Source organism: Rhodohalobacter sp., assembly GCF_041686455.1.
Lineage (GTDB): Bacteria > Bacteroidota > Rhodothermia > Balneolales > Balneolaceae > Rhodohalobacter.
In genome coordinates, this window is record NZ_JAWLDW010000093.1 from 1 (window position 1) to 10,788 (window position 10,788).

Below are 10,788 nucleotides of genomic sequence, written 5' to 3' on the forward strand. Positions count from 1 at the left end.
TCAAACTGAAAGTAGCTTTTGTAGGTAACACGGCTCCCGCGATCGAGCAGTGATGAACCTTCAAGCAGATCTCTGGACAGATACACTCTGGGGCCGATCAGTGAGAAAGCTGCAGCTTCTCCGGGGACTGAGATAAGCTCACCTAATACAGGAACTTTAAAATTTCCGACCTGAATACTGTCGCCGGCCTGCAGGTTGAACTGCTTCATAGCCGATTGTTCTACAAGCGCACCTCCTTCATCCTGATATCGGGCTGCAGCATCCACAGGGATGGTTTCAATTTCTCCGTAAATAGGGTAGGGACCATCTATGGCACGTATTTGAGAAAGTCTGTTTTGTCCATCTTCATCATAGATAACCATAGAGTTAAACTCAATGGCATTGGCAGTGCTGCCACCAATTGAATCGATGTATGATTGAATGACATCGGGGTAAGGTTGATTCATCCGAACTTCGAGGTCAGATCCCAAAAGTTCGCGAGACTGATCCTCAACCGTGAGCAGGACATCATTACGGAATGAAAGAATGGCAACCAGCGCCGCAACACCGGCAATTACTGCGGAAGTATAGAGAAAGAGGCTTCTCCACTGCGGACGCGCATCGCGCCACGCCAGTTTCCAGCTGAAAGAATTTAGAAGTTCTCGAATCAGTTTCATTCGGCCGGTTTGATTTCAGAGTTTACGGTTTCTGCAGTCTCAAACCGTGATTCATTCTCTTGAACACCGGTATCTCTGAAAATTTCACCGCTTTTCAGTTCAATAATACGATCACATTTTTCAGCCAGCTCGCGGTCGTGCGTTACTATAATTAAGGTAGTCCCGGATATTTTGTTCAGGTCAAAAAGGAGATCTTCAATCTGTTCGCCGGTTTCACTGTCGAGGTTACCTGTAGGTTCATCCGCAAAAAGAATTTCAGGCTTGTGAATGAATGCCCTTGCCAGACCCACACGCTGCTGTTCGCCGCCCGATAACTGATTGGGGTAGTGGTGAAGCCGATCCTTTAAACCAACCTGTGTGAGCAAATCTTTCGCTTTTTGCTCCACTTCCCGGTAGGGAGTTCCGCGCAGTTCTACAGGTACCATTACATTTTCGAGCGCAGTTAGTGTTGAAATGAGCTGAAAAGATTGAAATACAAAACCAATCTGTTCGTTGCGAACACTATTCAGTTCATCCTCTTTCATATCTGAGATGGGTTGACCGTTTAGAATGACACGGCCTGAAGTTGGGCGGTCGAGTCCGGCGCAAAGACCTAAAAGCGTAGTTTTTCCACTGCCTGAAGGGCCAACAATGGCGCACGAAATCCCTTTTTCAATTTGAAAAGCGATATTGTCTAAAACGGTTAGCTTATGGTCTCCGCTTTGAAAGGTTTTTGTTACATTTTCGGCGGAAAGAATGGAACTGTGATTCATTGATAATCAGTTGGTTAAGAAACAATCGAATAAACAAGTTGTATTACGTAAAACATTCCTATTAAAGTATTTTATTTAGTTATGAATTGTAAACGAATCGGGATTATAAAGGTTGCAATCTTATTATGCGGGCTGATGCTGTCTGTGGATGTTTCTGCACAGGAAAAACAGATTTTAATTTTTGGTGACAGCATTACAGCGGGGTACGGATTGGAAGAGGCTCAGGCGTTTCCCGCATATATCCAACAGAAGATCGACTCTTTGGGGATGGATTACAATGTAGTGAATGCAGGCCTAAGCGGGGAGACATCAGCCGGCGGTCTGAGGCGTATTGACTGGGTGCTGCAGCAACCGCTGGACATTTTTATTCTGGAGCTGGGCGGTAACGACGGTTTAAGGGGAATTGATCCTGAGAATACGAAGCAGAACCTTCAGGGGATTATCGATAAAGTTTCGGAAAAGTATCCTGATGCGCACATTATCTTAACCGGTATGGAAGCCCCTCCAAATATGGGTGAGCAGTATACAAACCGATTTCGATCTCTGTTTTATGAGCTCGCCGAAGAGAATGATATGATCTTTATGCCGTTCATTTTAGAAAGTGTGGCCGGCGATCCGGAACTCAATCAGGGAGATGGAATTCATCCGACGGAAAAGGGGCATAAAGTGATTGCAGAGAACTTATGGGGATATCTGGAAGATGTTTTGTAATAGCTTTTCAACTTCAAATACCAAATTTCAAATTACAAGCACCAAATAACAAATTTCAAAGCCCATGTAATCTGAGGACTAGTGCTGAATGAAATTGATTTTTGAGTAAATAAAAATCCTCAACGATCTCTGCGTCTTTGCGGTGAAAACGGGCACGATATACGTATCTTTGATGTTGAAACATCAGACATAAAAACAATTTCTATTTATGAAACTTATACTAATCTTAATAACGATCTTATTTACTATGACTGATCAGGCAGATGCTCAAAATGAGAATTACGAAACGGCTGTACTCGGTGCCGGATGTTTTTGGTGTGTGGAAGCCATTTACCAAAGAGTAAACGGGGTTGAAGCTGTTGAATCGGGATATGCCGGTGGACATGTTGAGAATCCAACCTATAACCAAGTGGTAAGCGGGAAAACCGGTCATGCAGAAGTTGCCAAAGTCACCTTTGATCCGGAAGAAATCAGCTTTGAAGAGCTGCTGGAAGTTTTCTGGCACACACACGATCCGACTACTTTGAACCGACAGGGAGCTGATGTGGGTACACAGTATCGATCAGCTATTTTCTACAATTCCCTTGAACAGAAGCGGATTGCGGAAGAGTCAAAGAAACGAACAGATAAATCGGACTTGTGGGATGATCCGATCGTTACGGAAATTACACCGATCAGTAACTACAGCGTAGCAGAAGATTACCATCAGAACTATTTTAACAATAACCCAAACGCAGGGTACTGTTCTGTAGTGATTGCACCCAAACTGGCGAAGTTTAAGAAAGACTTCCCGCACTTGTTGCAGGAAACGATTTAATAGTGTTTATGTGAAAAGACCTGTCAGGTTTTAGAAACCTGACAGGTCTGTTTCTTGCGGAGCTACGCAGAGTTAGCTTTGTGAATTTTTGAGTCTTCATGTTTTTATGGTAGAATATCATGAGGTAGCCACGAAGGCCCAAAGACACGAGGTTTCACGAAGTATGTAAATAAATAAACAAGCCCCAATATTTGGGCTTAACATATTAGCCGGTCATTCATGGCCGGATTCACTGTATTGTCGCTGAGTTTTACACTGTAAATTAATAATCCATTGAAGCTTTAGCTGACAGACCAATGGTGAAAAATTGTATGTTAGCTAAGGCAGTAACTTATGATGAAACGAAAAGAGCTTTTAATTTAAATAAGTTTGACAATTAGTGTCATACTTGCTAACCCCTCAATCAAACAATTAATCAAACTTTATAAATATGAAATTTTACTCACTGCTACTTTCAATAGTTTTTGCAATATCACTGATGTTTTCAACATCAACACAAGCCCAGGAGCGTGGAAATGACAGTCCACGGGTAAGTCCAAATGCGTCGGTTTCACAGACGATTGGTACAACAGTCGTAACCGTTACATACGGACGTCCGGGAGTTCGGGATCGTACAGTATTCGGTGAACTTGTTCCCTACGATGAAGTCTGGCGAACAGGGGCTAATGAATCGACGGCTATTACATTTTCTGATAACGTGATGATTGAAGGCGAAGAGCTTACAGCAGGCACTTACTCGCTTTATACAATTCCGGGGCTTGATGATTGGAGTGTCATTTTTAATAATAATTTATCTTGGGGTACAGAGTACGATCCGACAATGGATGAGCTCCGTGTATCTGTTCAGCCAGAAACCGGTGAATTCATGGAGCAACTGATGGTCTATTTTGAGAACTTGGAGGAGGATTCCGGCCATATGGTTATACATTGGGATCAAATCAAAGTGCCTGTTCAGATAGAAGTAATGAACTAAATTGAAAAGACCTGTAAGTGTTCAGCGACAGCTGATCCTGAAAGCGTCTGGTTTCTGGCCCCGAGCATTCGGGGCAGATTACCCCGCGGATTTTCGCTGAGTTTCCAAAAGACTTCGTGCATCTATATGCCGTAACAACTTTGTGGTAAAATTGTATGAGATGTGCCAAAAGTTCGAGGACCCGAAGACCAAGAAAGAGTGTAAATAAATAAGAAAAGCCCCGAGGTTTGAGGCTTAACAAATTAGCCGGTCATTCATGGCCAGCGTAAAAATAATAGACCTGACAGGTTTTAGAAACCTGTCAGGTCTTTTTTTATCTAATGATTAAAATCCAATATTTAAATTGAACATTGCATGACGCTCAGCCTGTGGATAGTAGTAGTTGAAGTGGCGCTGCTCGTTACCTGAAATCCATCCGAAGGTGTAGCCGTTGGCTACATACTTCTCATTTAAGATGTTATTGACGGTCAGAGATGCTGTCAGACTTCGCACAAAAGGTGCAGAATCCCAGCTGTAACGAATCACCAGATCATTCAGCCAGTATGGATCGATGGAGCGGCTTTCAGTCTGGGTGTTGTCCAGGTACTGCCGCGATACAAATTTGGAGATCCACTCTGTTCTGAATCCGCCGGAGCGGTAGGTGAGAATAGAGTTAGCTATGGTTGCCGGCGACATGGCGATATCCACATCCTCAAACAGGAAACGCTCCTGTCCGCCCTGGTCAAAATCATCCAGGAAGTACTCATACTCATTAACCTTATTCCTGCTGAATGTCATGTTCCCGTTCCACTGCAGGTAATCCGTAATACGGGCACCAAGCTGAATTTCTATTCCTGTTCTGTAACTGTCTGGTACATTTTCGCGAACCGTGTTTCCTACATCGTTCACCTCGCCGGTGGTAATCAGCTGATCTTTATAGAGCATGTAATATAGATTTAAACCCAGACTGTATCGCCCAAAATCACCGTGATATCCCAGTTCATAATCGTAGAGACGCTCAGGATCGGGCCGGCTTTCCTCGGTCGATTCCACATAGTCTCGGCGCGTCGGCTCTTTGCCACCTACACTGAGTGAAGCAAAAGCACGCTGTCCGTCGGCAAACCGATAGACAATTCCGGCCTTAGGATTAAAGAAGCTAATGCGGTCACGCTGGGTCAAATCGTTAACTTCACCGCTATTTCCGTCAATTCTTAAACCGAGAAAACGATAGGTTACCGCACGGTACTGCAAGTCTATGTAGGTGTTAAAGGATGAGCTGAAGTAGTAGTTCAGTTTTCCGTAGACGTTGAAGTCTGTTTTAAACCCGGTGTTGTCGTAGTAACGGTCGCCGGGCTGACTGTCACCTGCAAACTCTGCCCAGATCACTTCACCAAAGTGGTCTCCGTCATATTCATTGTACGCTCCTCCCACAATCAGGCTCCACTCTTTATCCCGGCGGTACTCGCTGGATGCAATCACACCGTAGAAGTCGTTGTCAAGCCAACGCCTACGAACCAGGTCACTTTGCTCGATCGTTTCACCGCCGATTTCAACCGGGTTGATGTTGTAGGTTTCAAGATCGTCGCTTTGTCTGTACTGCTCAAAATAGCCACGGCCATAGGTATAGTGCAGCGAGGTATTGGTTGTCCAATTGTCGGTCAGCCTATAGGAGTAGTGAAGCTGATAGTGATCCTGCTGGTAGTTGTCCACCTGGTCTTCATAGGTGAATTCATTGAATTGCCGGTTGTCGAGATTGTCTCTCAAACGGTCAGCCTCTCCCGGTCCGATAAATAAATTGGTAATGTAATTTTCGAGCTGGTTTGGATTGTTCTCCAGAATCGGCTCGGGCACGCCGTTCCAAGCCTGGTAAGTTCGTTCCTGACCTGAGAAGACATCGGCTTTCAGCAGGCTTCGGTCTCCGTGTCGGGAAGCAGAAAGGTAGAAAGAGCGCAGATCAGATTCCGCACGGTCGATATAGCCGTCAGACTCAATTTTTGAAAGGCGCCCCTCGACCTGCCAACCGTTATCCATCAGACCGGATCCTAGCTGGACGGTTGCTTTTTGTGTGCCGTATGCGCCGACTCCCAGGCCTACATCCCCATATGCGTCGGGCCTCATAAGGGCTGACTGCAGATTCATGGTCGCACCGAATGCTGAGGCACCGTGCGTGGATGTTCCCACTCCTCTCTGGATCTGAATGTTCTGCGTTGAAGATGCAAAATCGGGCATATTGACCCAGAAGACGCCATGGGATTCGGAGTCATTCATCGGTATACCGTTAACGGTTACGTTGATTCGTGCCTGATCCACGCCGCGGATTCGCATGTTTGTGTATCCGATTCCCGCTCCGGCATCGGAAGCCGAAACAACTGACGGGGACGTTGAAACAAGCATCGGGATATCCTGACCTGTATTGCGAATGTCGATTTCTTCACGAGAAATATTGCTGTAGGCAACCGGTGTGGAGTCGTCAACGCGCAGGGCGTTTACGAAAACCTCGCCGGCCGTTACCGGCTGGGATGTCAGTTCAATATTTAGGTATGAGTCGGATTCAGAAAATGAAACTGTTTCGGTCCGGTATCCGATAAAACTGACTTGGATTTCATATCCGGACTCTCGCAGTCTCAGGCTGAATTCACCGTCGGCGTCGGTGGATGTGCCGTTGGTGGTGCCCACTTCCAGAATAGATGCTCCGGCGAGTGGTTCTCCGGTGTTGCTGTCTGTGACACGCCCATCGATAGATTGGGCAATGGATTGAAAGGAAATCCCGAAAAGGATCGGGATAAGTAGTGATATTAGTTTCAGGTAAAAAGACATGATGCCTCCATCAATTTTAAATGCGATTGAAGGAGGGGGTCAGTGCGCGGCAGTCATCATTTGAAAATGTTTGTGATGTAAAAGCCTGCACTGCAGATCGGTTTCCCTACGCCGGTATAACCCGGTTCAGGTTCACAGGGTATGATCTCAGTCCCGATGCGTTACTATCGGGACACCCCCAACCTTATTGGTTAAGTATGTGGATCAATGATACGGGTGTTTCGATTCATACTCAACATTGAACTCGGATTTAGCGAGTTTTGGAATTTCACAGCTTAAAGACCTGTCAGCACCAACCGGATCTGACAGCGTCAGGTTAGGAGCCGCAGGGATAAATCCCGCGCTCGTATGTTGAATCCATAAATGTGTATTTGATAAAATGACCTGTCAACACCTACCGGATTTGAAAGCGTCTGGTTTCTCGCAGATTTTCGCGGATAGGTACGCGGATTATCGCAGAGTGAGCTTTGTGTATTATCGACATCGTGGTAAAATTGTGTGAGATGCCACAAAGGATCGAGGATCCGAAGACCTACGAAGGGTGTAGATAAATAAGAAAAGTCTAAATTTGCAGAGCATAATAACACAGATTACTTCGCTGACTTACGCAGAGTGATGTGAACCCTACGTGACGCTGCCAGGTCCTGCCGGACGCTTGCAGGTCGGTTTGGAACCAAGACCTGAGATGTCTCTTTAACCTCTAAATCATTTCTCTGTGAGAACCCGGTTCTTTTTTATATTGTTGTCGGCAACTCTGTAAAATCTAAGGACCACCCTATGAAATCCACGATGACAAAATTTTCTATCAAAATATTCTGTCTACTTACATTTAGTTTTATCCTTTTCTCCTGCAGTTCCGGCTCCGAAGAATTCACCGCAGATGAGGGAATTCGGCAGGATGTGGAGTGGCTGGCCTCAGACGACCGAGGCGGACGATTGGCTGGAACAGAGCACGAAGCCTTTGCTGCAAACTATATTGCCGACCGTTTTCTACAACTCGGTTTGAATCCGGAAGGAGACAGCGATACCTATTTTCAGCACTATCTATTGGAGGGACCACTGGCTCAATCCATGGGAGTTGAGAATTATATTTCACGAAATGTAGTGGCCGGTATAACCGGAACTGAAAATACGGGACAGTTTATCATTGTGGGAGCTCATTACGACGGACAGGGTCATGGCGGAACCATTTCACTGAATCATGAGTCGGCGGATACTCTCCATAGTTCAGCCGATGATAACGCTTCGGGTGTTGCGGGTTTGATGCATTTGGCTAGGGAGCTCTCAGAAGAGCCTCTCAGTAAATCCGTTCTCTTTTTAGCCTTTTCAGGAGAGGAAATGGGTCTTCTTGGCTCACGATATTTTACAGACAACCTGCAGATTTCGCCCGACTCTATTCTGGCAATGATCAATTTCGACATGATCGGGCGCTTGTCCGAAGAAGAGCTCACAATCTTTGGAACCGGTACTTCCCCACAATGGGATGAGATATTATCAAGAGCCGAAAATTCCGGCCTCAATATCCAAACGAACCCATCAGGTACCGGTGCCAGTGACCATTCCTCATTTCACGATAATGGAATCCCAGTGCTGCACTACTTCACGGGTACGCATGACGACTACCACCGCGAATCGGATACACCGGACAAGGTGAATGCAGATGGCATAAGGGCGGTGTCAGAACATGCATTGGTCACCCTGAAGGAAATATCATCTATACATGTGGATGAAATAGATTTTACCGCTACGGATTCTCAGCAACAGAATATCATGAGTGGAGACAGCGTAACAATGGGTGTGCTGCCGGATTATACTTACTCAGGTGACGGCTTTCGAATCGACGGCGTTCGCGAGGACGGAGCCGCAGCTGAAGCCGGCCTGAAGGCGGGGGATGTGATCGTGCAGATAGGCGAAATTGAAATCGACAATATCTACGGATATATGGAAGCCCTTGGAGAATTCAACTCCGGAGAAGAAATAGTTGTTAAAGTTCGCAGATCGGGAGAAATTAGAGACCTGACCCTGACCTTTAAGTAATTCATTATGAGAAATTTTACACTATTCATTATCGCTGTTTTTATCACTCTCGGGCTCGCCTCATGCGGAGAAAACCGCGTGGATCTGCCGCCTTTGCCATCTGGAGTACAAACCATTTCTTTACTTGGAGATACGCTCAGAACGCCGGAACTGAGCCAGGAGGTTTATGAAAGTCACAATGAGAAGTTTCTCCAGGCTCTCGCAAACTATAGGATTGACCCTGAAGATGCGGAGAATATCATCTGGCTGGGACGACGTGCCGCCTACCTCGGCGAGTATCGGGAATCAATTAAGATTTTTACGGAAGGCACTTTCAAAATTACCGAGGATCCCAGAATGTACCGACACCGGGGTCATCGATACATCACATTGCGCTATTTTGACCGGGCGATCAGAGATTTTGAAAGGGCTGAAGAGCTAATGCAGAGCATACCCGACTATGTAGAACCTGACGGACTGCCCAACGAGCTGAATCAGCCGGTAAGCACTATGAAGTCGAATGTGTGGTATCATAAGGGATTGGCACACTATCTGAAGGGGGAATACCGGCAGGCGATTGAATCGTATGAAAAATCTTTGAATGAGCTGGATCTGACCGATGATATGCGGGTGGCCACGATCTACTGGTACTACTCCGCCATGAAGCGAAGCGGGCAGGATGGACGAGCCGGGGAGAGGATCGAAGATATCACAGCCGATATGGATTTGATTGAGAATGATGTGTACCTGAATCTGATCATGGTGTTCAAAGGCTATTTTGATCCGGACCGGATGATGGAGGTGTCGGATGATTCATTAGAAAACGTTACGCTCTGGTACGGAATCGGAAACTGGCACTACATGAATGGCAGAGAAGAGAGAGCCATCGACATCTGGAACAGAATCCTCAACACTGACCAATGGGCGTCGTTTGGGTATATCGCGGCCGAGGCGGAGATAGCGAGGCTGGCAAACTGATTGGGACCTGACAGCACCTGCGGAATCTGATAGCTACTGTTCGCAGGGATAAATCCCGTGCTCGTACGTTGAACCCATCAATGGGTATTTGGTAAAAAGACCTGTCAGCACCAACCGGATCTGACAGCGTCTTGGTTTCTGTCAGACTAATATGATGAGTCACAAAAAAATCTTTGTGTACGTCGAGTCTCTGTCCCTTCGAGATAAAATCGTATGAGATGCCATAAAAGCTCCAAGCCTTGAAGTTTCATGAAGTGTATGAGTAAGTGAAAAAGCCCCAATTTGTGAGGCTTTATATACGAGCCGGTCATTCATGGCCGGGTCACTGTATTCTCGCAGGGATAAATACCGTGCTCGTACGTTGAACCCATCAATGAGTATTTGGTAAAAAGACCTGTCAGCACCAACCGGATCTGACAGCGTCTTGGTTTCTCTCAGATTTTCACAGATTAATATGCTGGGTATCGCAAAAATAACCTCGTGTTCCTGCGAAACTTTGTGCTTTGGTGGCGAATTCATGAGGGTTTACAAGGAAGGTAGAAAACATAAAGAATTGCAAAGGGTAGGTCTAAATTTCATGCCCAGCACGAATTTGCAGTATGAGGAAATAAGAAAAGCCGGTGGCGCAATGCCACCGGCCCCTTGTAAGGAAGCTGTAGACCTTAACTAAAAAGTCTAATCAGAATCCTTAACCCCAATCAAATATAACTGAATAGTTGTTAGAAGGAAAATTTGTTTGAGAGAAGTTAAATACATGCATATCAGTTGATTGGAGATAATTACATTATGATACTCGATTTCTGAAGCTATTCCGGTAGAACTTTAGACTGATCGCAGATTTCAAATCGGCAATCCCCAGCCGTATATCCGGAGCTTGCAGACTTCCGATTTAAGTAGTGGTGCTGTGAAATTAAAACGGATTTATATATCACCAATCACATATCAAAAACCTATTGTAAATGGTTGCCAAAGCTTGTAATTTTACCGCCCTTTAAAAGATTGTTTATCAAAAAAGGGCCCGTAGCTCAGTTGGTCAGAGCAGTCGACTCATAATCGATTGGTCGCAGGTTCAAGTCCTGCCGGGCCCAC

8 protein-coding genes, 1 tRNA gene and 1 riboswitch are annotated in these 10,788 nt (G+C 45.7%); of the genes, 6 read left to right on the forward strand and 3 right to left on the reverse strand.

Going from position 1 to position 10,788, the window contains the following annotated elements:
* Together ACESM0_RS10345 and ACESM0_RS10350 are read right to left on the reverse strand one after the other, a co-directional pair.
* On the reverse strand, positions 1-656 hold a 656-nt coding region (locus ACESM0_RS10345; RefSeq protein ID WP_372906141.1), incomplete at its 3' end, for an ABC transporter permease.
* Positions 653-1,408, reverse strand: a complete 756-nt coding sequence (locus ACESM0_RS10350; RefSeq protein ID WP_372906142.1) for an ABC transporter ATP-binding protein — start codon at positions 1,406-1,408, stop codon at positions 653-655. The genes ACESM0_RS10345 and ACESM0_RS10350, both read right to left, overlap by 4 nt.
* A gap of 81 nt (positions 1,409-1,489) precedes the next feature.
* Between ACESM0_RS10350 and ACESM0_RS10355 the strand changes: the two genes are divergently transcribed.
* The 3 genes from ACESM0_RS10355 (at position 1,490) to ACESM0_RS10365 (ending at position 3,909) form a co-directional block, all read left to right on the forward strand.
* A complete protein-coding gene (locus ACESM0_RS10355) occupies positions 1,490-2,119 on the forward strand; it encodes an arylesterase (protein WP_372906143.1) in 630 nt (209 codons plus the stop codon).
* Positions 2,120-2,366: 247 nt separating this feature from the next.
* A complete protein-coding gene (msrA, locus tag ACESM0_RS10360) occupies positions 2,367-2,936 on the forward strand; it encodes a peptide-methionine (S)-S-oxide reductase MsrA (protein WP_372906148.1) in 570 nt (189 codons plus the stop codon).
* Between the two features lie 430 nt (positions 2,937-3,366).
* Complete coding sequence (locus ACESM0_RS10365; protein WP_372906144.1) at positions 3,367-3,909, forward strand: DUF2911 domain-containing protein; 543 nt, start codon at positions 3,367-3,369, stop codon at positions 3,907-3,909.
* Positions 3,910-4,233: 324 nt separating this feature from the next.
* Here ACESM0_RS10365 and ACESM0_RS10370 read toward each other — a convergent pair whose 3' ends face one another.
* Positions 4,234-6,705 (reverse strand): TonB-dependent receptor, encoded by a 2,472-nt coding sequence (locus tag ACESM0_RS10370; RefSeq protein ID WP_372906145.1) that lies wholly within the window; start codon positions 6,703-6,705, stop codon positions 4,234-4,236.
* Between the two features lie 86 nt (positions 6,706-6,791).
* Positions 6,792-6,895, reverse strand: a riboswitch (TPP riboswitch).
* 587 nt (positions 6,896-7,482) lie between these two features.
* Between ACESM0_RS10370 and ACESM0_RS10375 the strand changes: the two genes are divergently transcribed.
* The 3 genes from ACESM0_RS10375 to ACESM0_RS10385 all read left to right on the forward strand — a co-directional run bounded on the left by ACESM0_RS10375 (position 7,483) and on the right by ACESM0_RS10385 (position 10,787).
* Positions 7,483-8,742 (forward strand): M20/M25/M40 family metallo-hydrolase, encoded by a 1,260-nt coding sequence (locus ACESM0_RS10375; protein WP_372906146.1) that lies wholly within the window; start codon positions 7,483-7,485, stop codon positions 8,740-8,742.
* 6 nt (positions 8,743-8,748) lie between these two features.
* Positions 8,749-9,699 carry a tetratricopeptide repeat protein gene (locus ACESM0_RS10380; protein ID WP_372906147.1) on the forward strand — a complete coding sequence of 317 codons (951 nt, stop codon included), beginning with the start codon at positions 8,749-8,751 and terminating at the stop codon, positions 9,697-9,699.
* Positions 9,700-10,713: 1,014 nt separating this feature from the next.
* A tRNA-Ile gene (locus ACESM0_RS10385) sits at positions 10,714-10,787 on the forward strand.
* Position 10,788: the final 1 nt, after the last annotated feature.

Coding starts and splice junctions, on each gene's coding strand:
- ACESM0_RS10350 (WP_372906142.1), bottom strand. CDS start 1,408: ATGAATCACAGTTCCATTCTTTCCGCCGAAAATGTAACAAAAACCTTT.
- ACESM0_RS10380 (WP_372906147.1), top strand. CDS start 8,749: ATGAGAAATTTTACACTATTCATTATCGCTGTTTTTATCACTCTCGGG.
- ACESM0_RS10375 (WP_372906146.1), top strand. CDS start 7,483: ATGAAATCCACGATGACAAAATTTTCTATCAAAATATTCTGTCTACTT.
- ACESM0_RS10355 (WP_372906143.1), top strand. CDS start 1,490: ATGAATTGTAAACGAATCGGGATTATAAAGGTTGCAATCTTATTATGC.
- ACESM0_RS10370 (WP_372906145.1), bottom strand. CDS start 6,705: ATGTCTTTTTACCTGAAACTAATATCACTACTTATCCCGATCCTTTTC.
- msrA (WP_372906148.1), top strand. CDS start 2,367: ATGACTGATCAGGCAGATGCTCAAAATGAGAATTACGAAACGGCTGTA.
- ACESM0_RS10365 (WP_372906144.1), top strand. CDS start 3,367: ATGAAATTTTACTCACTGCTACTTTCAATAGTTTTTGCAATATCACTG.